General features: G+C 49.4%; 19 protein-coding genes and 1 pseudogene. 10 read left to right on the top strand and 10 right to left on the bottom strand.

What is annotated here, in order from left to right; all coding sequences use genetic code 11:
- Window positions 1-28: 28 nt before the first annotated feature.
- Complete coding sequence (locus CHB92_RS19620) at window positions 29-700, top strand: porin family protein (RefSeq protein WP_089320937.1); 672 nt, start codon at window positions 29-31, stop codon at window positions 698-700.
- Window positions 701-777: 77 nt separating this feature from the next.
- Here the strand turns inward: CHB92_RS19620 and CHB92_RS19615 are convergent, their stop codons facing one another.
- The 3 genes from CHB92_RS19615 to CHB92_RS19605 all read right to left on the bottom strand — a co-directional run bounded on the left by CHB92_RS19615 (window position 778) and on the right by CHB92_RS19605 (window position 3,817).
- The gene (locus CHB92_RS19615; RefSeq protein WP_089320936.1) at window positions 778-2,370 is read right to left on the bottom strand and encodes an Rne/Rng family ribonuclease; all 1,593 of its coding nucleotides are present in this window, start codon (window positions 2,368-2,370) and stop codon (window positions 778-780) included.
- Between the two features lie 212 nt (window positions 2,371-2,582).
- A complete protein-coding gene (locus tag CHB92_RS19610; RefSeq protein ID WP_089320935.1) occupies window positions 2,583-3,449 on the bottom strand; it encodes a tetratricopeptide repeat protein in 867 nt (288 codons plus the stop codon).
- Between the two features lie 62 nt (window positions 3,450-3,511).
- Window positions 3,512-3,817: an HU family DNA-binding protein gene (locus CHB92_RS19605; RefSeq protein WP_089320934.1), complete on the bottom strand. Its 306-nt coding sequence runs from the start codon at window positions 3,815-3,817 to the stop codon at window positions 3,512-3,514.
- A 338-nt stretch (window positions 3,818-4,155) separates the two neighbouring features.
- Here CHB92_RS19605 and mutY point away from each other — a divergent pair, with 338 nt between their 5' ends.
- From mutY to CHB92_RS19575, 6 genes and pseudogenes are all read left to right on the top strand, one after another.
- Window positions 4,156-5,247, top strand: a complete 1,092-nt coding sequence (mutY, locus tag CHB92_RS19600) for an A/G-specific adenine glycosylase (RefSeq protein WP_089320933.1) — start codon at window positions 4,156-4,158, stop codon at window positions 5,245-5,247.
- Between the two features lie 108 nt (window positions 5,248-5,355).
- Window positions 5,356-5,826, top strand: coding sequence for a single-stranded DNA-binding protein (locus CHB92_RS19595; RefSeq protein ID WP_089320932.1), 471 nt, complete (start codon window positions 5,356-5,358; stop codon window positions 5,824-5,826).
- Window positions 5,827-5,852: 26 nt separating this feature from the next.
- Entirely contained in the window at window positions 5,853-7,223 is a 1,371-nt protein-coding gene (gldE, locus tag CHB92_RS19590; protein ID WP_245842733.1) for a gliding motility-associated protein GldE, read from the top strand.
- Window positions 7,183-7,806, top strand: a complete 624-nt coding sequence (gene gldD, locus CHB92_RS19585) for a gliding motility lipoprotein GldD (protein WP_089320931.1) — start codon at window positions 7,183-7,185, stop codon at window positions 7,804-7,806. Before gldE ends, gldD begins: the two co-directional genes overlap by 41 nt.
- A gap of 111 nt (window positions 7,807-7,917) precedes the next feature.
- Window positions 7,918-10,017, top strand: coding sequence for an ATP-dependent DNA helicase RecG (gene recG, locus CHB92_RS19580; protein ID WP_089320980.1), 2,100 nt, complete (start codon window positions 7,918-7,920; stop codon window positions 10,015-10,017).
- A gap of 132 nt (window positions 10,018-10,149) precedes the next feature.
- Window positions 10,150-10,532, top strand: a pseudogene (locus tag CHB92_RS19575) (acyl-CoA thioesterase).
- A gap of 211 nt (window positions 10,533-10,743) precedes the next feature.
- Here the strand turns inward: CHB92_RS19575 and CHB92_RS19570 are convergent.
- From CHB92_RS19570 to CHB92_RS19535, 7 genes are all read right to left on the bottom strand, one after another.
- Window positions 10,744-12,543 carry an acyl-CoA dehydrogenase family protein gene (locus CHB92_RS19570; protein ID WP_089320930.1) on the bottom strand — a complete coding sequence of 600 codons (1,800 nt, stop codon included), beginning with the start codon at window positions 12,541-12,543 and terminating at the stop codon, window positions 10,744-10,746.
- Window positions 12,544-12,613: 70 nt separating this feature from the next.
- Window positions 12,614-12,970, bottom strand: a complete 357-nt coding sequence (locus CHB92_RS19565) for a four helix bundle protein (protein ID WP_089320929.1) — start codon at window positions 12,968-12,970, stop codon at window positions 12,614-12,616.
- A gap of 46 nt (window positions 12,971-13,016) precedes the next feature.
- A complete protein-coding gene (locus CHB92_RS19560) occupies window positions 13,017-14,195 on the bottom strand; it encodes an acetyl-CoA C-acyltransferase (RefSeq protein WP_089320928.1) in 1,179 nt (392 codons plus the stop codon).
- Between the two features lie 96 nt (window positions 14,196-14,291).
- Window positions 14,292-14,588, bottom strand: a complete 297-nt coding sequence (locus CHB92_RS19555) for a GIY-YIG nuclease family protein (RefSeq protein WP_089320927.1) — start codon at window positions 14,586-14,588, stop codon at window positions 14,292-14,294.
- A 91-nt stretch (window positions 14,589-14,679) separates the two neighbouring features.
- Window positions 14,680-17,082, bottom strand: a complete 2,403-nt coding sequence (locus CHB92_RS19550; protein ID WP_089320926.1) for a 3-hydroxyacyl-CoA dehydrogenase/enoyl-CoA hydratase family protein — start codon at window positions 17,080-17,082, stop codon at window positions 14,680-14,682.
- Window positions 17,083-17,106: 24 nt separating this feature from the next.
- On the bottom strand, window positions 17,107-17,541 hold the full coding sequence (locus tag CHB92_RS19545) for a MarR family winged helix-turn-helix transcriptional regulator (RefSeq protein WP_089320925.1): 435 nt from the start codon (window positions 17,539-17,541) through the stop codon (window positions 17,107-17,109).
- A 329-nt stretch (window positions 17,542-17,870) separates the two neighbouring features.
- Window positions 17,871-19,631, bottom strand: a complete 1,761-nt coding sequence (locus CHB92_RS19535; protein ID WP_089320923.1) for an AMP-dependent synthetase/ligase — start codon at window positions 19,629-19,631, stop codon at window positions 17,871-17,873.
- A gap of 237 nt (window positions 19,632-19,868) precedes the next feature.
- Here CHB92_RS19535 and CHB92_RS19530 point away from each other — a divergent pair, with 237 nt between their 5' ends.
- The 3 genes from CHB92_RS19530 to CHB92_RS19520 all read left to right on the top strand — a co-directional run bounded on the left by CHB92_RS19530 (window position 19,869) and on the right by CHB92_RS19520 (window position 22,341).
- On the top strand, window positions 19,869-21,035 hold the full coding sequence (locus CHB92_RS19530; protein ID WP_089320922.1) for a formimidoylglutamase: 1,167 nt from the start codon (window positions 19,869-19,871) through the stop codon (window positions 21,033-21,035).
- Between the two features lie 127 nt (window positions 21,036-21,162).
- Window positions 21,163-21,417: a cytochrome b5 domain-containing protein gene (locus tag CHB92_RS19525; RefSeq protein ID WP_089320921.1), complete on the top strand. Its 255-nt coding sequence runs from the start codon at window positions 21,163-21,165 to the stop codon at window positions 21,415-21,417.
- Between the two features lie 60 nt (window positions 21,418-21,477).
- The gene (locus CHB92_RS19520; RefSeq protein WP_089320920.1) at window positions 21,478-22,341 is read left to right on the top strand and encodes a hypothetical protein; all 864 of its coding nucleotides are present in this window, start codon (window positions 21,478-21,480) and stop codon (window positions 22,339-22,341) included.
- The last annotated feature ends 72 nt before the right edge of the window (window positions 22,342-22,413 follow it).

The raw sequence follows: 22,413 nt of genomic DNA, 5'->3' as shown, positions 1-22,413 counted from the left end.
GTAACACTAAGCGTAATTAAACTACTTTATGAAAAAACTATCACTCCTTATGCTGTTCCTGGTCTTCGGGTTTTCAGCGAGTGCACAAATTGAGATCGGGCTAATGGCGTCGCCCACTATTGCCGGCAATCGTTTTATAGCCGAGGACAGGTACAATCTTGAGAAAGAGAGCAATAACCTGTACTTAGGGGTAGGAGTAATTGCCGATTACTTTTTTTCTCAAAACTATGCCTTCAGCACAGGCGTGATATACCGGGGCAAAGGCGGCGAGGTCTCCTACAACTATACTCGTGCAGATGGCAGCGGTTCCACCGTAACTACCAGAGGAAAAGACGATATTGCCTTACAGTACATCGAGGTGCCGCTCACTCTTAAGCTTTTCACGAACGAAATAGCCCCAGGCACGCTTGCCTACTTCCAGGTAGGTGGCTCGCTGAACACTAAAGTAGCCGCACAGGTAAACGATAAAAAAGTAATAAACGGTGAGAGAGTACTGAAGCGCTTCAACATTTTTGAAGCAGACGTCCTATTAGGAGGGGGTGTTGAGTTCCAGATAGGTGAGAGCACGAAGCTTTTCGGTGGCCTTACCTACCATCGTGGCCTTACTGATATAGACGACTATTATGAAGAGCAGTTCAGTGACAAGAACGTTTCGCTTAAAAACAACAGCGTTTCCCTTGACTTCGGCGTGAAGTTTTAAGGGGGTAAACAGACCAGCACTTTAACAGAAAAAGCCGCTGCCATAAAATGACAGCGGCTTTTTCTGTTTTTTATATGTTAAGCTTCATCTGCTACCACGGGAACGTCTGCTAACGCCGCACGTAGTTCAATCTCTTCGCCCCGGTCGTCCATCACTTTAAAGTCCATGATGCCTAGCGAGGTATCCTTTACCAGGCTTACCCATTTAAAGTACTTGAAGAACCACTTCATCTGCCTCGATACCATTCCCTTCGTGTAATAAGAGTACAGGAAAGGGTGCAAGTACAGGGTCAGGCTCTTGTGGTTATGGCTGGTCAGCAGGTCGTCTACCGCTGCCTCAATTTCATCTGTTACCAGTATACTGGCAGTAATTTTACCGGTGCCGTTGCAGGTGGGGCAAACTTCCCCGGTTACAATGTTTTGCTCTGGCCTTACACGCTGTCGGGTGATCTGCATCAGGCCGAATTTCGAGATTGGGAGTACTGTAGACTTGGATCGGTCTCTCTTCATTTCCTCCTTAACAACCTCGTAAACTTTCTGGCGGTTTTCGGGCGACTTCATATCGATGAAGTCTACTACTATGATACCACCTATATCCCGGAGGCGCAACTGACGGGCCACTTCTCTGGCTGCCATCATGTTTACGTTCAGTGCGGTTGCCTCCTGATCGGTTTCGGTATTAGATTTATTCCCACTGTTTACGTCGATCACATGCAGGGCCTCGGTGTGCTCAATTACCAGGTATCCGCCACCTGGTATGGTCACTGTTTTGCCGAAGGCTGCCTTTAGTTGTTTCTCAACGTGGAAGTGTTCAAAGGTCTTGGTTTTACCGGTGTAATGCTTCAGTATCTTTAACTTGTCTGGAGCAATACTGCCGATGTAGGCTTTGATCTCATCATAAAGGTGGGTGTCGTCCACCACGATGCTGTCAAAGCTCTCGTTTAATAAATCCCTCAAGATGGAAGAAGAACGATTCAGCTCACCAATAATCTTATCTGTTGGCTTTGCGATTCGAAGGGTTTTAAAGCCCTCTTCCCAGTTTTCAACCATCGTGCGCAGGTCTCTGTCGAGCTCTGCCACGTCACGCCCTTCGGCCACTGTCCTGATAATCACGCCAAAGTTCTCTGGCTTGATAGAGGTAATCAGTCGCTTAAGGCGCGTGCGCTCTTCTTTGCTGACGATTTTCTTGGATACACTTACCGTATTGGAAAACGGCACGAGTACCAGGTATCGGCCAGCCAGCGATATCTCGCAGGAAAGGCGCGGGCCTTTAGTAGAAATAGGCTCTTTAACGATCTGCACTAACAGCTGCTGCCCTTTTTTGAGGACATCCGCTATTTTACCGAGCTTATCTATCTCAGGCTCAAACTTGATCTGGTTGAGCTTTGGTGAAGCGTTCTTCTGTGTTTGCGCTGCTTTTACGTACTTATTCAGCGTTCTGACATTGGCCCCCAAGTCATGGTAATGCAGAAATGCATCCTTCTGGTAGCCAATGTCAATAAAAGCGGCGTTTAGGCCAGGCATTACTTTTTTTACAGTGCCCAGAAAAATATCACCTACTATGTAGTCCGTGTCTTTCGACTCGAAGTGATACTCTACTAGCCTTTTATCCTGTATAAGTGCAATGCGATCCCCATCTTGAGTAGAATTGATAATCAGTTCGTTACTCAATTTCTCTCAAATGGTTAGTTGGATGTATAAGACCAAAGCCCACTTTGCGCTGCAAAATGGGCCTTACTTAAACATAGAAGAAATTACTTCTTCTTATGTCTGTTTTTTCTTAGGCGCTTCTTTCTCTTGTGCGTAGCGATCTTATGTCTTTTTCTTTTCTTTCCGCAAGGCATAGTCTTGAAATTTTAAATATGGATGATTTCTTTAATTCGTTAATTAAGTTTCGCCAGGTACTCGTCTACGGAAGCTGCCAGTGCAGGATCCTTGCTCATGCCTTTTACCTTGTTAAATAAGGCTTTCGCGTCCTCTGCCTGCCCTGTCTCTGCCAACGCCACTGCCCAATAGAAGGTTCCTTCTACGTGTTGCGGGTTAACAGCTACCAGCTTCTCGAAGCGCTCCACTGCCTTGTCGTACTGGCCTGACTGCATCGAGAGAATGCCCAGGTTAAACAGCGCCTTTTCGTTATTAGGATCTGCCGCAATTACCTCACGCAACAGCATGATGCCCTGCATTGGGTTTGTAGTGGCCACATACGTCATGGCCAGGTTTGTCTTCGCGTCCAGGTCCGAAGGATTATTCTTCAGCACCTGCTCATACATGCTACGTGCTTTGGACCCCAGTTCATTGGCGCGTTCCTGTGTGGCTGCAAAAGAGAAAGCCTCATAGTAGGCGTCTCCGGCTTGTCTATAGCTTTTCTCTCCTCCGCGCGTTTCTGCTGCGATTTCGTAGAAGTAACCGGCGCTGTCGTACTTGCTTGCCGTAGAATAAGCCGCTGCCAGTTCTGAGGCAAAACGAGCGCGCGTTTGGGCATCGGTCGCTTTATTGTACTTGGCACGAGCCGTTGCCAATGCCATTAGCTGCTCTGGGGTTGCCGTCGCATGGGCATCAGCGGCAGCACCTGCCTCCGCACCATGGTTGTGGCCGTCATCCTCCGAGTGGCCTTCCGGGGTACCGGCTGTGGTCTCGGCTTTGGCGAAATTCTCTTTGTCCTCCTCGTTTACAACCACTTTAGGCAAAAAGAATATGCCGGCCGCCAAAGCGATTGCTACAACAACTATCAATATTTGAGACCGTGACATTCTTTTTACCTAAATGATTGTGTTTGAGTTAAAACAATTTAGATCAGCAAAGATACAAAAAATTAAGAATGTGCTACTTCCTGAATTTTCTTGCTGTTTTTGATCTTCTGGATGAAGGTCTTAGATGGTTTGAAGCTTGGGATGAAGTGCTCGTCGATGATGATAGATGTGTTCTTAGAAATGTTACGAGCTACTTTCTTCGCACGCTTCTTGTTCACAAAGCTACCAAAACCTCTCACGTAGATATTGTTACCGTCGGCCATAGAATCTTTCACCACTTTGAAGAAAGCCTCAATTGTGGCCTGAACATCTGCCTTCTCGATCCCTGTCTTATCAGCAATTTCTGATATTACTTCTGCTTTAGTCACTTTCTTAGTTTTTTATAAATTTAAATAATAAGATAACTTTCAACTATAATCAATCAGAAAGCACCTTCAACTATCTGATTTTCGGGGCACAAAGGTAGTTTTACTTTTCGATAAGTAAAAGCTTTGCTGCTAAATTATTACGTGCTCCCCAGTGTCTCATTTGCCACTTTAAAGCAGTGCAAGTGCCGTGCCTAAACCCGACGAACTCCCTTTCAACGCACATCCCGCACAAATATTTCGGAGCTTTCCAAGCCTAATCACTGTTGCCACATCAATAAACAATCGCTTTCTTTGATTTGTTCTCCCTTTCTTAGAGGGTTCGTATTTTTACTTTTCCTATGGATACTTCAGCACACGCGCATTTTGCTAACCCCCTTCTCCGCTGGTACGGCCAGCACAGGCGCCCCCTCCCCTGGCGCGATACCACTAACCCCTATTACATTTGGCTCTCGGAGGTAATCCTGCAACAAACGCGCGTGGCGCAGGGGCTCCCTTACTATCAAAAGTTTGTAGCAGCTTACCCTACTGTAGAGGAGCTGGCTGCCGCGCCGGAAGATGAGGTCCTGCGCCTGTGGCAGGGATTGGGCTACTACTCACGCGCCCGCAACATGCACCACACGGCACAGGTAGTGGTAGAACAGTATGGCGGAAAGTTTCCAGACTCATACACCGAGCTGATCAAGCTAAAAGGAGTGGGCAGCTACACAGCAGCAGCCATCGCAGCTTTTGCTTTTCAGGAGCAGGTAGCCGTATTGGATGGAAATGTGTTTCGGGTATTGGCCCGTGTCTTTGGCATTGCCGATGACATTGCCGCCCCGACATCCCGCAAGGTGTTTCAAAAGCTCGCTGATGAGTTGGTTCCTGCCCATGCGCCTGATACTTATAACCAGGCCATCATGGAGTTTGGGGCCATCCAGTGCACACCGGTTATGCCTGATTGCCTGTTCTGCCCCTTGCAGCAAAGCTGCTTTGCCTTTAACCACGGCATGGTGCAGGAGCTGCCGGTAAAGTCGAAAGCGAAGGCTGCCCGGCCGCGTTACTTCCACTACCTCGTGTTACAGCACCAAGGGCAGTACTACCTCCGTAAGCGGCTGGAGGGTGACATTTGGCAGGGCCTCTATGACTTTTACCTGTATGAGAGCGAGAGCAAAGACCTGGTCCTGGAGACACTGCTTGAGGAGCTACAGCAGGCCGGGTTAGAAGTACATAAATCGCTTATGCAGCCTCCCCAAAAGGACTATAAGCATGTTCTGAGCCACCAGAAAATCACAGCCCGTTTCTATCAAATCAAACTGGAGTCGCCGCTAAAAGAAGAGGTCCTAAAAGAAACAAGACTAGCCCCTTTTAACGTTGAAGAAATAGAGCAACTGCCTAAGCCAATTTTGATAAACAATTATATGAAAGATGCTAAAATTTCAGTACATTTATAGACTGAAACTAATTGTGCTAGTAAAGCATTATTTGTTTTAGTAAGCCATATTGCCTCCAGCTTGGTTGTTGGAGTAGCCCAGTTAACTTAAATATTATCGAAAAAAGACATGGCAAGTGTAAACAAAGTAATCCTGATCGGAAATCTAGGCAAAGACCCTGAAGTACGTCACCTAGAGGGTGGAGTGGCAGTAGCCCGCTTCCCTATCGCTACTTCTGAAACGTTTAAAGACAAAAGCGGTCAGCGCCAGGAGAGGACCGAGTGGCACAACGTTGTGTTGTGGCGCGGCTTAGCCGAAGTTGCTGAAAAGTATTTGAGAAAAGGACAGTCTGTCTATATCGAAGGTAGAATCCGAACAAACAACTACCAGGATAAAGACGGCATCCAGCGCTACAGCACAGAAATTGTAGCCGACAACATGACCATGTTAGGCGGCCGTAGTGAGAATGGCGGCAATGGTGGCGGTAACTACCAGGAGTCTGCTTCTTCTGCAGGCGGTAACTTTGGCGGTGGCGCTGCTACCAACAAAGGCGGAGCATCTGGCTTCCAGAACGACGAGCCGGATGATCTCCCGTTCTAACCTATGTTTCACTAAACTGAACAATCTTGGAAAGTACAGATTCCGGAGACCCCCTGAGTTATAGTTTACTTCAATTACTACAGAGTTCACTCACACAACTCAGGTTTGAATACATCGCAGCAATACTTGCTGGTTTTATCTTACTGCTGCTCTCTGCCCTCACCTCGGGGGCGGAGGCAGCTTACTTCTCCCTCTCTGAGCAAGAGCTAGAGCAGTGCAAAAAAAGCCAGTCGCCTACGGAGCGGCGCGTTTATCAGCTCTTGCAGGACCCTCGCAAGCTTTTAACCACCATCCTTGTCGTAAACAATGGCATCAATGTGAGCATCATCACGTTGTTTGCCTATGTGGCCTGGCAAGTGTTTGGTACCATGACCCTGCCTGCAGGAGCCATGCTCGCCTGTATGCTTTTTGCCACCTTCTTTATTGTGTTCTGTGGAGAGGTGCTGCCGAAAGTGTACGTGCAGAAGCGTCGCCTTAGCATTGCCCGGCGTACGGTGGCCATTCTTGCCTTCCTCGAACCGGTCATAAAGCCCCTCTCATCGCTGCTCTTGTTTATCAGCAGCTATATTGAGAAGCATTACATGGCGAGAGGCTACAACCATACCATTGAAGAGTTGCACCACAGCCTGGACGTAGCCCTTAAAAATGAGGAAACCTCTCCGGAGGAACGGAAGATTCTGCGCGGAGTGGTTAACTTTGGTTCTATCACGGTAAAGCAGATCATGCGTCCGCGCGTGGATATTGCCGCTTTTAACTTAAAAGCGACCCTCCCTGAACTGCTCCCTCAGATTGTGGAGTGGAACTACTCGCGCGTACCGGTCTATACAGAAAGCACAGACAAGATAGAAGGTATCCTTTACGTGAAGGACCTGCTCCCCTACCTGAATCAGGGGGCTGATTTCAGATGGCAGGAGCTGGTACGCCCCGCCGTGTTTGTGCCGGAGACAAAGCGCATCTCCGACCTTTTCGAAGACATCAAGGAAAAGCACGTGCACATGGCTATCGTAGTGAACGAGTACGGTACCACTGCCGGTTTGCTTACCCTGGAGGATATTGTAGAAGAGATTTTAGGCGAAATTAACGATGAGTTCGACGAGGATGACGATATCATTTACTCGCAACTAGACGAAAGTACCTTTATCTTTGACGGCAAGACCTCCCTGCACGACTTCTGTAAGGTAGCAGAGATCTCTTTTGATGCCTTTGACGAAGTGAAGGGTGAAAACGAAACCATTGCTGGCCTGATGCTTGCTCTGTTCTCCCGGATTCCGCGGGTGGGCGAAGAAGTCGCTTTCGACCGCTTCCACTTTACGGTAGAGTCAGCGGACCCGAAGCGTATAAAACGAGTTAAAATTAATGTCGCAAGCAAAAAAGAACACTACCACAAAGTTAGCTAAGCTAAAGTTGTTCCTATGGTTTGGCCTAGCTGCCAGTGTGGTAGCCTGTGGCGGTGCAGACTACACCCCAAAGCCAAAAGGTTATAACCGCATCGATTTGCCAAGCCAAACGTACCAGCCGCTGCAAGAGCAGCACCCTTACGTGTTTGAGTACTCGGAGCATGCTAAGATCCGGCCCGACTCTTCCGGTATTGCCCAGCCGCACTGGATTAACGTGATCTACCCCAAGCTAGGCGCTAACGTTCAAATAACCTACATCGGGCTGGATAACAGCGAGGAAAAGCTGAACGACCTGATTGAGGATGCCCGTAAGCTAACAGCCAAGCATCAGATAAAGGCTTATGCCATTGAAGAGGCCGAGGTAAGAACGCCAAACGGAGATGTGGCCTCTGTGTTTGAACTGGAGGGAGAGGTGCCCAGCCAGTTTCAGTTTTATGTTACGGACTCTACGGAGCATTTCCTGCGTGGCGCCCTGTACTTCCGGACCGCCACACAAAACGATTCCCTGGCTCCGGTCATTGAGTTCGTAAAGAAAGATATTATCCACATGCTGAATACGCTGGACTGGAAAAATCAACAGTAGAAGCCACTTACATCAAGTATAGAGCCCCGCCAGCACTTACACCTGTCGGGGCTTTTGTTTATTTTTGTATTCTATACTTTCACCTTTAACACCGAGAGCGAGCCAAAGGCCTTGAGCAACTTTTTCAGCACAAAAATAGAATTCCTGAAAGGTGTAGGACCGATGCGGGCGGAGCTGTTGCAGAAAGAACTCAACATCTTCACCTACGGCGACCTTATCCAGCACTACCCTTTCCGCTACCTCGACCGCACCCAGTTCTATAAAGTGGCCGAGCTGGACGAGAGCATGCCTTATGTGCAGGTGCGCGGTCGTATAAGGGGGAAAGAGCTATTGGGCGAAGGCCGAAAACAGCGCTTGGCAGCCACTTTGGTGGATGAGAACGGCGATCAGCTGGAACTGGTGTGGTTTAAAGGGGTGAAATGGATGCAAAAAACGCTGAAAAACCATACCGACTACATCGTGTTTGGCAAGCCTACAGCATTCAACGGCAAGTTCAACATGGCGCACCCCGAACTGGAAGAACTGGCTGAGGAGAAACAAACGACCTCTTTTCTGCAGCCCGTGTACCATACCACTGAAAAGCTCAAAGCCCATCGCATCGATAGCAAGGTGATCAGTAAAATGATGGAGTACCTGCTAAAGGTGGCCCTTCCACAGGTACAGGAGTCGCTCTCGCCGGACCTGATCGACCAGTACCGCCTGACAGACAAAGCCAGTGCCTACCGAAATATACATTTCCCGGAATCAGTAGAGAAGTATAACGCGGCCAAGTTCAGGCTCAAGTTTGAGGAGCTTTATTACATACAGCTGCGCCTGTTCCGCCAGAAAGTGGTACGCAAGGCCGATCTGCAGGGGCAGGTGTTTACCCAGGTGCCTACCCTTACTGAGTTTTACAAAAACCATATGGCCTTCGATCTGACTAACGCCCAGAAGCGCGTAGTGAAGGAGATTTATGGAGACTTAACTTCCGGAAAGCAGATGAACCGCCTGCTGCAGGGCGATGTGGGCTCGGGCAAGACCATTGTGGCCTTTATCACCATGCTGATCGCCGCCGATAATGGCGCACAATCCGTACTCATGGCCCCTACCGAGATCCTGGCTGACCAGCATTATGTGGGTCTGAAGCAATTTGCAGACAGGCTAGGCATTAACCTGGGGAAGCTAACCGGCTCGACAAAAGCCAGCGAGCGCAGAGTACTGCACGAGCAGTTGCGCTCCGGCGAGATGAAAATGATTGTGGGCACGCATGCCCTGCTGGAGGACGTGGTACAGTTTCAGAACCTGGGCCTGTGCATCGTGGATGAGCAGCACCGCTTCGGTGTGGAGCAACGCTCTAAGCTCTGGCGCAAAAATCCGCGCATTATCCCGCACGTACTGGTAATGACGGCCACCCCTATCCCCCGCACACTGGCTATGACGCTGTATGGCGATCTGGATGTGTCGGTGATCGATGAATTGCCAGCTGGCCGTAAAGAAATCGTAACCGTACACCGCTTTGATAGTCATCGCCTGCGTGTGTTTCAGTTCATACGCGACCAGATAAAGCTGGGCAGGCAAGTGTACATCGTGTATCCGCTGATAGAAGAGTCTGAGCAGATGGAAAACTACAAGGACCTGATGGATGGCTACGAGAGCGTGAAGCGAGCCTTTCCGGAGTTTAAGGTGAGCATGGTACATGGCAAGATGAAAGCCCAGGACAAAGACTACGAGATGCAGCGCTTTGTGAAACACGAAACGCAGATTATGGTTGCCACTACGGTGATTGAGGTAGGCGTAAACGTGCCAAATGCTTCGGTAATGGTGATCGAGAGCGCGGAACGTTTCGGTCTTTCTCAGTTGCACCAGCTGCGTGGCCGCGTGGGTCGTGGAGCCGAGCAAAGTTATTGTATCCTGATGACAGGCTATAAGCTGAGCAAAGACAGTAAAACGCGCCTGGAGACCATGGTACGGACCAACAATGGCTTTGAGATTGCCGATATCGACCTGAAGCTCCGCGGTCCGGGCGACCTGATGGGCACGCAGCAGAGCGGTGTGCTGGACCTACTTATTGCCGATCTTGCTAAAGACGCTCCCATACTGCAGGAGGCTCGGGCAGCGGCGCAACGCACGCTACAGGAGGACCCACAGCTGGAACAGCCGCAGAATGCTAATATCCGTCGCCATATACAATCGCTGAGCGCGAATACGGTAAACTGGAGCAGAATTAGCTAATTTTACTTCAGAGCGCTTACTGCTCTCCTTTCTCCCCAACCTGTTAAAAGCATTACATCTATAGGAACTATGGTAGCCGTAATACACAGCACCTCGGCTTGCTTCAAAAGTTCCTTGCACACAACCATACTCATGAACTTACAAGAACGCATAGCGCAATCCGAAACCCGTATTTTCAAAGCCGTATTTCCCAACACTACCAATCCTATGACACCCTTTTTGGTGGCACGGCAATGCAGCTGATGGACGAGGTTGCATTTATTACAGCTATCCGCTTCTGCCGCAAGAGAGTAGTGACGGTATCATCAGACAGGATTGACTTTACACAACCGATTCCGGCAGGAACCATTGTGGAGTTGATCGGACGGGTAACTAGTGTAGGTAATAAAAGCCTGAAAGTACAAGTGGAGATTTACATTGAGGAAATGTACTCCGACACTCGCCTGAAAGCGGTAAATGGGACCTTTACCTTTGTAGCAATAGACGAGCACAAACAGCCGATAAGTGTTTTGTAAGATGCCTCCGGTAGCTAAGCTAGCCCCTACTGCCTTTCAGCTTTGAGGGTGTCCCATAGTTCCACGCGAAACAATAGCTGTACGCTAATACTTTCATTACTTTTCATTCGCCTGACTAAACACCAGCCCAGGTTCATTCGAAAGCTACTCGACAAAAAAAGAGGCCAGCTCCTATGGAGCTGGCCTCTTCAAGTATAAAAATGGTCAGAAATCAATACACAAATTCATCTGCCTCAATCATGGCGGCAGCAATTCGTCTGCGCGCCTCTTTTGTGTTGTAGAGGTCTTTTTTCGTAAAACGCTTCAGGCCCATAAATAGCAAGCGTTGCTCATCTCCTTCTGTCATGGCAGCGATTGCTTCTTTACCAGCCTTAAAAGCTATGTCAACCGCATCGTTCACTGTTACACGCACAATGTCTATTTCATTCGCTACAGCCTCTTCGCCTCTTTGGCTTACCAGCTTCTCTACCCGTAGCAATGTAGACTCTGCCACATACGTTTTGATTGCCATGTCCGCAATGTTCATCAGAATCTCCTGCTCCTTAGCTAAGGAGTTCATATACTTCTGCACAGCAGTACCAGCCACCATCAGAATAGCTTTCTTCAGGTTCTTAATGTACTTATGCTCTGCCGTAAACAAGCCTTCTTCCTCCCCGGCACCAAAGTCCGGTATAGCCATCAATTCCTGCTGTACTGATTGGGCTGGCCCCATCAAGTCTAGCTCCCCTTTCATGGCCTTCTTCAGGATCATGTCCACGGTTAGCATGCGGTTGATCTCATTAGTTCCCTCAAAAATGCGGTTGATACGAGAGTCACGGTAAGCGCGGTCCATAGGATAGTCGGCTGAGAAGCCGTAACCACCATAAATCTGCACCCCTTCGTCCACTACATAGTCCAGCACTTCAGAGCCTTCTACCTTCAGCATGGCGCACTCCACGGCAAATTCACGTGCAGCACCCAGCAGTGCCTCATTCTCATCGTTACCGGCAGCCATTAGCTCCTGCTCTTTTCGGTAAATGTCCATACCGCAACGGTACAAGGCCGACTCTACCGCGTAAATGCGGATAGCCTGCTCGGCCAGTTTATGACGGATAGCTCCGAACTTAGAGATAGGGAGGTTGAACTGGTGACGCTCATTCGCATATTTTACCGATAGGTTGGCTACTTTCTTAGAGGCTCCCAAGGTAGCAGCTCCTAACTTGATACGGCCAATGTTCAGGATGTTAAAGGCGATCAGGTGACCTTTGCCAATCTCGCCCAGCACGTTCTCCTTAGGCACCTGGCAGTCTTCAAAGAATACCTGGCGGGTAGAAGAACCTTTGATGCCCATCTTGTGCTCTTCGTTGCCAAGGCTTACACCAGGAAAGCCGCGCTCTACAATAAAGCCCGTAAACTTGTCTCCGTCCACTTGCGCAAACACCACGAACACATCAGCAAAGCCAGCGTTAGTGATCCACATTTTCTGGCCGTTCAGGATGTAGTGCGTGCCTGCCTCATTCAGGACAGCTTTTGTCTTAGCAGCCAAGGCATCTGAGCCAGAACCTGGCTCGGTCAAACAGTAAGCCGACATCCATTCGCCACTCACCAGCTTCGGGATGTATTTCTGCTTTTGCTCATCTGTACCGAAGTAAAGGATGGGCAGGGTGCCAATACCCGTATGCGCGGCAAAAGCCACCGGGAAGGAATGCCCCCCTCCTACAGATTCTGTCACTAACAGCGAGGTGTTGAAGTCCATGTTCAGCCCCCCGTACTGCTCTGGGGCAGACACTGCAAAAAGCCCCAGTTCACCTGCTTTCTTCATCAGGTTCTCCATCAGGCCTTCTTCATGAGCATCCAACCGGTCAAGCAAAGGGTTTACTTCATCCCGCACAAAGTCCAGACAGGTCTGAGCCATCATGCGCTGCTCTTCGCTAAAATCAGCAGGGGTAAACACATCCTGCGGGTCTGTTTCCTTTATCAGAAACTCCCCACCTTTAATGGTAGTAGTTTTATTTTCTGTTTCGTTTGCCATGGTTTTTAGACTTTTAGATGAAAGACAAAGGACAAAAGACTTCTTTGTCTTCACGATTCATACTGTTTTCTCAATCTGTTAATTTATTCTTTAGGCTACTTATCTTCTTCTGTAGGGTTATTAACCTTGCTAGTAGAACTTCAAACTGCTTCTCAGGCAAGTAACCAAACTCCTTGGCTAATAAGAGCTGTGTTTCAAGTTCATAAGACGAGCCCAAAGCAAAGCCCAAGAAGTTCCGGAAGTCTTTATTAGTACTTCTACCAGAACCTTCTGCGATGTTAGAAGGAACAGAAACAACAGCTCGATTTATCTGTGACGTGAGGCCAAACTTTTCAGAAGCGGGGAAAGCAGAAGTACGCTCATGTACTTCTTTGGCTAACTGAATAGCCTCTTTCCATACTACTAGCTCTCTGAAGTTGTGTGTCACGTGTTTAAATCCTTCGTCCTTTGTCCTTCTTCCTTTGTCAAAAGGGTTACCTTAGTAGTTCGTAGACTCCTGCCACTCCTTGGCCACCTCCTACACAGGCTGTAACAAGGCCATACTTCTTGCCAAGGCGACGCAGTTCATGGAACTGCTGTACGCTTAGTTTGGTACCTGTACAACCAAGCGGATGGCCTAATGCAATAGCGCCGCCACTAACATTGAGCTTATCAGGGTCGAAGTCCAGGTGGCGCATTACAGCAAGCGACTGGGCGGCAAAAGCTTCATTCATCTCAATCAGGTCAATATCGTTTAAGGTCATACCGGCCATTTTCAGGGCTTTCGGCACTGCCGCAATCGGTCCCATGCCCATAATGCGGGGATCCACGCCACCCGTGGCATAACTTACCAGTCGGGCGATTGGCTCCAGGTTCAGCTCCTTCACCATACGCTCGCTCATCACGAGCACAAAAGCAGCTCCATCGGACGTCTGGGAAGAGTTACCAGCGGTTACCGAACCACCAGCTGCAAATACGGGCTTCAACTTCGCCAGCTTCTCCAGAGAAGTATCCGGGCGAGGGCCTTCATCCGTGTCTACCACGTAAGTCCTGGTTTTCTTTTTGCCGTTCTCATCCAGGTAGGTCTCCTCTACCGTAATCGGCACGATCTGCTCTTTAAAGTAGCCCTGCTCAATCGCATTCAAAGCTTTCTGGTGCGACTTTAACGCGAACTCATCCTGGTCTTCACGTGAAACATTGTAATCGTTGGCCACCGCCTCAGCTGTTAAGCCCATGCTCAGGTACCAGTCCGGGTTGTTTTTCGCGATGTGGTAGTTCGGAGCCGTCTTCCAGCCAGCAGTCGGCACCATCGACATCGACTCCGCGCCACCGGCAATGATACAGTCGGCCATCCCGGCGCTGATGCGGTTAGCAGCCAACGCGATAGTTTCCAAGCCTGAGCCACAGTAGCGGTTCACGGTCATGCCCGACACGGACATAGGCAGGGCCAGCAGCGAGATCATGCGGCCTATCTGCAGGCCTTGCTCTGCCTCCGGCACAGCGTTCCCCACAATCAGGTCGTCCACGCGCTCCGGGTCCAGGGCAGGCACAGTACTCAAGAGGTGCTTGATGACATCAGCAGCCAGGTCATCAGGTCTTGTGAACCGGAAAACGCCACGCGGGGCTTTCCCCACTGCGCTACGAAACCCGGCTACGATATATGCATTGTTCATTTTGATGCTCTTTTTATAGTTTATACTTCAGCTTTACTATCTATTCTATTTTGTCATCCTGTAAGGATCTTGGTGGCTGGGAGGTTAAGCATGTGTTTAATCATCAACTTTTAAAAAACGTAAGTATGGATTCTCACTTTTGATAAGGGTCATCTTCTGTTCACGACTTAGCAACTTCAGCTCCTTCTCCCGCTCTATTGCATGCTGCACATAAGTATACCACTCGTAGTACAGTAATTGGTAACAGTAGTAGCGGCCAGCAAAGCTTTCCGGCTTTCCCCGATTTACTTTGTGCTGATCAAGCCTTACTCGCAGATCATTTGTCACACCAGTGTAAAGCACTGTTCTACCTGGATTCGTAATGATATAGACGAAGTAATTATGACCATGCATAGCTAAAGCTTAAACTTTCTTCAACCAAGTTTCTTTACAGAATGACAAAGAACGTGCAGCCGTTGCTGCAAATGCTTAATACCAACCTCGCTTAATTTCTTAGCGGTTTGCCTGTGGTCAGGATGCTCTGAATACGCTCCAGTGTCTTGCGCTCCCCTGTCAGCGACAGGAAAGCTTCACGCTCCAGGTCCAGCAGGTACTGCTCGCTCACCTCAGTTGGGGCCGACAGATCACCACCGCACATAACATAAGCCAGTTTATGGGAGATCTTCTTATCGTGCTCGGAGATATAGCGGCCGGTATACATGGCGTTGGCACCTGTCAGGAACATACCCAAACCTCCTCTACCCTGCACTTTAATGTTCGTTTTCTGAACCGGCTTAGTATATCCTTCCTCTGCCAGCAGGATAGCCTGTGCCTTGGCATCCGCTATCAGACGGCTGTTGTTGATCGTAATACCATCCCCCCTTCGGATATAGCCTAAGTCCATGGCCTCTTTCGCAGAGGTAGAGACTTTTGCCATACCGATGTTCAGGTAGATGTTTTTGAGGGTGTTGTACTCTATATCGCCTTCCTCATATGCCTCGGAGGCACGCAGCGCCATTTCTTTGGTACCACCCCCACCCGGGATTAGCCCAACACCGAACTCTACCAAGCCCATATAAGTCTCAGCAGCGGCCTGAATGTGATCGCAGTGCAGGTTTAGCTCGCAACCACCACCCAGCGTTAACCCATGAGGCGTACCAACCACTGGTATAGCGGAGTAGCGCATGCGCATCATGGTGTCCTGGAACTGCTTGATCATAAAGTTGATCTCGTCGTACTCCTGCTCCAAAGCGTACATGTAGATGAGCCCCACGTTCGCACCGGCTGAGAAGTTAGCGGCATCACTGCCCACCACCATCCCCCGGAAGTCTTTCTCGGCGATCTCAATGCCTTTGTTCAGGCCAGCGATTACATCACCTCCTATGGTGTTCATCTTGGTGTGAAACTCCACGTTCAGGATGCCATCGCCTAAGTCGATGAGGGTAGCGCCACTGTTTTTCCAGACTGTCTTACTGCCACGCAGGTTATCCAGGATAATGAAGTTCTCTGCCCCTGGAATAGCTTTGTATTCTTTACTTTGAATGTCGTAGTAGCGGCGTGTGCCATTTTCTACAATGTAGAAAGACTCTTGCTGATGCTCCAGCATCTCCAGTACCCAGCCTGCAGGCTTATAACCTGCCTCTGTCATACGCTGTGCACCTTCTCGGGCCCCGATGGCATCCCAGTACTCGAACGGCCCTAACTCCCAACCGAAGCCAGCACGCAAGGCATCGTCGATACGGTAGAGTTCATCCGAAATTTCCGGGATGCGGTTAGACACATACTGGAACAGGCCAAACAGTGTCTCGTTGAAAAACTGCGCGGCTTTATCGTTCTGCTGAGAAAATACTTTAATGCGCTTCCTCAGGTCATCAATTGGCTTCAGGGCTTCCAGGCTCTGAAACTTCACCTTCTGCTTCGGCCCGTACTCCATGGTACCCAAGTCCAGCGTCAGAATCTCTGTCTTGCCTTTGGCATCCTTCGTTTTTTTGTAGAAGCCCTGGCCTGTTTTGTCTCCCAGCCACTTATTTTCTACCATCTTCTGCACGTAGTCTGGAATCTTGAAGAGCTCGCGTGCCTCATCCTTCTCCCCTGCTTGGTACAGGCCATTGGCTACGTTCACGGTGGTGTCCAGGCCTACCACATCCAGTGTGCGGAAAGTAGCAGACTTCGGACGGCCAATGATTGGTCCTGTAATCTTATCTACTTCATCTATGCTTAGCCCTGTTTTCTCCATGGCCTTCAGCGTTTGCATGATGCCATAGATGCCCACACGATTCGCAATAAAGGCAGGTGTATCTTTCGCCAGGACGGTGGTCTTACCCAGGTACAGGTCACCGTAATGCATCAGGAAGTCTACCACTTCCTTGTCTGTATCCGGCGTAGGGATAATTTCCAGCAGCTTGAGGTAACGCGGCGGGTTAAAGAAGTGCGTACCGCAGAAGTTCTTTTTAAAATCGTCAGAACGCCCCTCTGCCATCAGGTGGATCGGAATACCCGATGTATTGGAGGTGATAAGGGTACCTTGTTTACGGTACTGCTCTACCTGGTCGTACACCAGTTTCTTTATCTTCAGGTTCTCAACTACTACCTCTATCGTCCAGTCGGCGGTAGCGATGTCCTTCATGTCGTCCTCAAAGTTACCCGTCTGGATCAGGCGCGCGTCGGGCTTGCTGTAAAGCGGCGAAGGGTTGGAGTTGATTGCCGCCTGCAGGTGGCCGTTCACCAAACGGTTGCGCACGGCTTTGCTCTCCAGCGTCAGCCCCTTTTTCTCTTCTTCCGGCGTCAGCTCTTTCGGAACGATATCGAGTAGCAGCACCTGCACGCCAATGTTGGCAAAGTGGCAGGCAATACGAGAGCCCATTACACCGGAGCCAAGCACTGCTACTTTTTTGATTATTCTTTTCATAGAATGGGTATGGTTGTCTATGGTTTAAAAGATCTCTTTGTTTTCTATCATGCCCTGGATGCGGTTGCACACCTTAAAAAAAGTATCCAGTTCCTCCTGTAATATCTCCTGGCGCACCTTGTGGTTAAAGTGCTTTACCGTACGACGGGCCACCTCCTTCTTCTCAAGTCCTTTATCTGTTAAAAAGATGCGTACCAAGCGCTTGTCCCGTGCATCAGACACTTTATAAATCAGCCCTTGCTCTTCCATGCTTTTTAAAATACGGGTCAGGCTTCGGGCCTCCAGGCCCAATAGTGGGGCTATTTTGGTAGCTGGGGTACCTTGTTGCTGATCCACGTTCAGCAGTACAAAGCCTATGGAGGTGGTAATGCCATTTTTAGTGGCCTCCGTGTTGTACATACGCGATATGGCATGCCAGCACACTTTAAAGTTATAGTCTACAGTTTCTTCCGGCTTCATGCATGTATATGGTGTATACCAAATATAAAAAAATATGTTATGCTTGCATACCTTTTAAACGAAAAAAATCTTCTCGCCACCAGAAGAGGGGGGAGTCCAGGCGCTTTGATAAAAAGGCTGCAGGTATTTTATACTACAAACCCGCGATTGAGATTAGCTGTACCCTCAAAAAGAATCAAATGGACAAAAAAAAGTAGCCTCTCCAATACAGGAAAGGCTACTCTCGTAAGTGCTGTTAAACTATGGTATGGCGCTTTATGCCTTAAAAGTCAGACCTTAAAAAGAGAAGCAGGAATTTTTATCCTTTCTGTTTCTTACTTCCACAACGTTTAGCTGTACATGCTGTCGATCAGCCCCCGGTAATTCGCAGAAATTATTTTACGTTTCACTTTAAGGGTTGGCGTTAGTTCTCCACTTTCTACTGTCCACATCTTCGGAACCAGCCTGAACTTCTTAATGGTTTCATACTGCGCCAGTCCCTCATTGGCCTTCTCTATTTCCCGTTGGTATTTCTCCAGTACCTCTGGTCTGGTAATCATTTCCTCATCCGACGAATACTTGATGCCTTTATAATTCGCCCAATCCTGTAACCCCATAAACGATGGAACGATCAGCGCTGCAGCGTACTTCTGCCCTTCGCCAACTACCATTGCCTGCTCTATCACCACAGACTCTTTCAACTTGTTCTCGATGGGCTGTGGCGCTACATATTTGCCGCCAGAGGTCTTGAACATCTCTTTCTTACGATCAGTAATGCGCAGGTACTTCCCCTCTACCAGTTCCCCAATGTCTCCGGTATGGAACCACCCGTCTCTGTCAATCACCTCGTCTGTTAGCTCCGGCTTGTTATAGTACCCTTTCATCACGTGCGGGCCACGTGTTAAGATCTCACCATCCTCCGCAATTTTGATCTCTACGCCGTCTATGGCCATTCCTACCGTCCCGATCATGTTGTTTTCGGGCTCAAAGCGGTTAACGGCAATTACAGGCGATGTTTCTGTGAGGCCGTAGCCTTCCATTACCCGAATCTGAGCAGCCCAGAAAACCCGCGCCAGGCGTGGTTGCAGGGCCGCGCCGCCCGATACGATAGCCCTCACGTTCCCTCCTAAAGCTTCTCGCCACTTGCTGAAGATGATTTTGTTCGCTAAGTCCAGCTGTTTGTTGTACCACCAGCCCTGATCTTTCTGCGTGTCGTAGTTAAGGCCGAGTTCCAGTGCCCAGAAAAACAGCTTCCGTTTCACGCCCGTCAGCTCCATGCCTGTAGCCACAATCTTATCATATACTTTCTCCAGCAAGCGCGGCACGGTGGTAAACACATGCGGCTTCACCTCCTTCAGGTTCTCAGATACTTTCTCAATGCTCTCCGCATAGTAAATGGAGACGCCCATCCGGAAGTAGAGGTACAGCAGCATCCGCTCAAACACGTGGCACAGCGGCAGAAAGCTCAACGCCCGGTGCTGGTGATTTACGGGCACATAAGGCTCTGTTCCCAGTACATTGCTCATCAGGTTGCTGTGCATCAGCATCACCCCTTTAGGATTACCCGTTGTACCGGAGGTGTAAATGATCGTCAGGATATCGTCCGGGGCCACAGCTGCTTTTAAGGGCTCCAGCTGCTGCACGTCCTCCCCTTCCCCTAATTCTAACACCTCTGACCAGTTCTTAGCCCCCTGTACCTGATCGAAAGTATAAATCTCCTTAATGCTGTCCATGCCCTGCGTGGCTGCCACCACCTTGTTATACAGAGAGGCATCTGCCACAAAAATGACTTTTACTTCAGCATCGTTGAAAATGTAACGGTAGTCCTCTACTGTTATGGTCGGGTACATGGGCACGCTGATAGCCCCCACTTGCTGAATACCATAGTCTGCCAACACCCACTCCGGACGGTTGAAAGAGATAATAGCGACCTTATCGTTTTTACCGATCCCAAGTTTCAGCAGGCCGAGGCTCACCTTGTTGGCATAATCCTGCACGTCCTGCGTGCTGTACTTCTGCCACGTACCGTTTACTTTGGCTGCCAGGCAGTCCGGCTGCGGAAAGTGCTGCAACTGATAAGGTAACAGGTCAAAGGTTCGGGTAATGTTCATAATATGGTTGTTAGTCGAAATGTGTTTGATTCTTTGGTCAGGCATTGCCTAGTGAGGTAGAGTGAGTAACCACACCCGGTATACATGCATTTTAAATATTTTTTTTAAATCTGCCATAGGGCTTACAGAAATATTTACCATTAGTTATATTTAAGGTTCCGACGCCAGGTGTCCGGTGGCAATTTATTTCAGCTGCTTCTGCCCCTGTTGTTACAGACTTTCCCAGACTATAGCTATATGAACCTGTCCATTTTCTTCGAGCCTCTGAACGAGGACATGTACGCTGCCTTGAACAAGCCTCGCACCCTGGGCGCTTACATCAATCGTTTTGTGGGCAAGTTCCCGGACTGGCGCACTGCTGACATCGCCTTAATTGGCGTAAACGAGGTCAGAGGACTTGACACAGAAGAAGCATCCGAGCCCAAAGCCGTACCTGCACCGGCACGAGCAGTGCGCCAAAAACTATATAACTTAAACAAAGGTACCGGCCGCTGCCAATTGGTGGACCTCGGCAACCTCCGCCCAGGTATAACGCTTGAGGATACGTATCTCAGGCTAAAAGAGATTGTAGAGGTACTTATCTCGTACAATACCATCCCGGTAATTATTGGCGGTTCCCACGACCTGGAATACGGGCAGTACCTGGGCTATGAGCACCTGGACCGGGTTGTGAACATGGTAACTGTTGACAGCAGCGTAGACATGACCGAAGACCCTGAGGCTACTCCAAACAAAAAGCAGCTGCGCAAGATACTGATGCACGAACCGAACTACCTCTTTAGCCTGGGGCAGATCGGGTATCAGTCGTACCTGGTGGAGCCAGAGGTAATGGCAACGCTCGAGAAGCTGCACTTTGAGGCCTACCGCGTGGGAGAGGTGCACCGGAACGTGCAGGAGATGGAGCCTGTAGTACGCGTAGCCGACCTTTTGACTTTTGATGTTTCCGCTATCCGGCACCAGGATGCCCCTGGCTATGAGCCGGCGAACCCTTTCGGCTTAACTGGCGAAGAAGCCTGCCAGATTTGCTGGTATGCAGGCCTGAACGATACCTTAACCTCTTTGGGGATCTATGAGTATAATCCCGAACTGGATAACCGGGGCCTGACGGCCATGACGATCGCCACGATGATCTGGTATTTTGTGGAGGGCTTTTACCACCGCAAAAACGAGCTTACCTTTAACAGCAAGCAGTTTACCAAATACGCCGTCGCATTTAATGATGACAACCCGGACCGTATGATCTTTTACAAGAGTAAGAGCAGCGAGAAATGGTGGCTGGAGGTAGAGGCGCTAAGCAGTGATAAGGGTAGCCGCATTGTCCCCTGCAGCTACGAGGATTACCTGCAGGCCATTAAAGGAGAGGTGCCCAACCGCTGGATTCTGACCCAGGCAAGAATCGGGTAGCTTGAGCTGCCCCCTGCACTAGAGCAGTCAAATCGCTCAGCGCGTACAGGTAAAGGAGAAAAAGCATTCAACAGGTAAGCTACGGCAAAGTTTTCCTCCTTCATTTTACAACTATTAGCCAGCCCCTTTGAGCAGTCTTCCAGAATACACGCTACAACAATTAGCCTCCCGGAACGGACAGGACCGGGACGAGATTTGGGTCGCATACAAGGGCGTCATCTATGATGTGAAAAAGTCCCGGCTATGGCGCAATGGCAGGCATTATGAGCACTGGGCCGGGCAGGATCTGACAGCAGAGCTAAAGGACGCTCCGCATAATGCGAACGTTTTTGATAAATTTGAGGCAGTAGGCCTTGTGAAAGCATCGGCTTACAGAGAATAAGACAAAGAGCGTGTCTCTAGGCACCCCGCCGTGGCTAAAGACCTAAAACAAAAGCATTTTATGATTTTAATAGCTGACAGCGGCTCGACCAAGACTGATTGGCGCGTAATGGACGCTTCGGGCGTACAGGAACAAGTTATTACAGCAGGCATCAACCCGCAGTATCTGGAGTCGTCACAAATCTATACTATTTTTGAAGGAGAGCTGCTCCCGAACCTTAAAGAGAAAAACCCAACTGCAATTTACTATTACGGGGCGGGATGCAGTTCCTCAGAGCCAAATCTACGCGTAGAGCAAGCTCTGCAAAAGGCTTTCCCGAACAGCACAGCCCATATAGACCACGACCTGCTTGCCGCAGCACGTGCCCTCTGCGGTCACCAGCCTGGCATCGCCTGTATTTTAGGCACAGGCTCTAACTCCTGCCTCTACGATGGTAAAAACATTATAGACAATGTGCCCTCACTGGGCTTTTTAATTGGGGATGAAGGTAGCGGTGCTTACCTGGGCAAAATGCTGGTTAGGGCTTACCTGTACCGCGAGCTTCCTCCGGAGTTGGCAACTTCGCTAAAGAACACGTATAACCTTACTAAGGAAAGCGTCCTGCGCTCTGTTTATGGCTCGGATATGCCCAGCACTTACCTGGCTACTTTCGCAAAGTTCTGTTATGACAAGCGTAAGAACCCGGTCATCCATGCCATGATCTACGAGAGCTTTTCGGACTTTTTTGAGCGCCATGTGTGCAAGTACGAAGGCTTTACAGAGCTGCCGGTAAACTTTGTTGGTTCCATTGCTTACCACTTCTCGGATACCCTGCAACAAGTAGCCAAGAAGTTCGGAGTGCGGATCGGCACCATCATCACCAGCCCGAGCGAAGGCCTGATCCTGTACCACCAGGAGCTACTTGCCAAGATTGGAGAGAAGTAATTTTTAGACTAGAGAGGAAGGGCAAAGGATAAAAGACACGCGGGTAAGGGACAGCTACCCTAAAGCCTTTCA

Source organism: Pontibacter ummariensis (assembly GCF_900188175.1).
Taxonomy (GTDB): domain Bacteria; phylum Bacteroidota; class Bacteroidia; order Cytophagales; family Hymenobacteraceae; genus Pontibacter; species Pontibacter ummariensis.
This window is presented reverse-complemented; position numbering and strand designations above follow the sequence as displayed.

Bases quoted from the DNA above. Each gene is read 5' to 3' on its own strand.
- gldD (WP_089320931.1), top strand. From the start codon at position 7,183: ATGTCGCAAGCAAAAAAGAACACTACCACAAAGTTAGCTAAGCTAAAG.
- CHB92_RS19550 (WP_089320926.1), bottom strand. From the start codon at position 17,082: ATGAAAAGAATAATCAAAAAAGTAGCAGTGCTTGGCTCCGGTGTAATG.
- mutY (WP_089320933.1), top strand. From the start codon at position 4,156: ATGGATACTTCAGCACACGCGCATTTTGCTAACCCCCTTCTCCGCTGG.
- CHB92_RS19560 (WP_089320928.1), bottom strand. From the start codon at position 14,195: ATGAACAATGCATATATCGTAGCCGGGTTTCGTAGCGCAGTGGGGAAA.
- CHB92_RS19530 (WP_089320922.1), top strand. From the start codon at position 19,869: ATGAACCTGTCCATTTTCTTCGAGCCTCTGAACGAGGACATGTACGCT.
- CHB92_RS19545 (WP_089320925.1), bottom strand. From the start codon at position 17,541: ATGAAGCCGGAAGAAACTGTAGACTATAACTTTAAAGTGTGCTGGCAT.
- CHB92_RS19570 (WP_089320930.1), bottom strand. From the start codon at position 12,543: ATGGCAAACGAAACAGAAAATAAAACTACTACCATTAAAGGTGGGGAG.
- CHB92_RS19555 (WP_089320927.1), bottom strand. From the start codon at position 14,588: ATGCATGGTCATAATTACTTCGTCTATATCATTACGAATCCAGGTAGA.
- CHB92_RS19595 (WP_089320932.1), top strand. From the start codon at position 5,356: ATGGCAAGTGTAAACAAAGTAATCCTGATCGGAAATCTAGGCAAAGAC.
- CHB92_RS19535 (WP_089320923.1), bottom strand. From the start codon at position 19,631: ATGAACATTACCCGAACCTTTGACCTGTTACCTTATCAGTTGCAGCAC.
- CHB92_RS19520 (WP_089320920.1), top strand. From the start codon at position 21,478: ATGATTTTAATAGCTGACAGCGGCTCGACCAAGACTGATTGGCGCGTA.
- CHB92_RS19610 (WP_089320935.1), bottom strand. From the start codon at position 3,449: ATGTCACGGTCTCAAATATTGATAGTTGTTGTAGCAATCGCTTTGGCG.
- CHB92_RS19620 (WP_089320937.1), top strand. From the start codon at position 29: ATGAAAAAACTATCACTCCTTATGCTGTTCCTGGTCTTCGGGTTTTCA.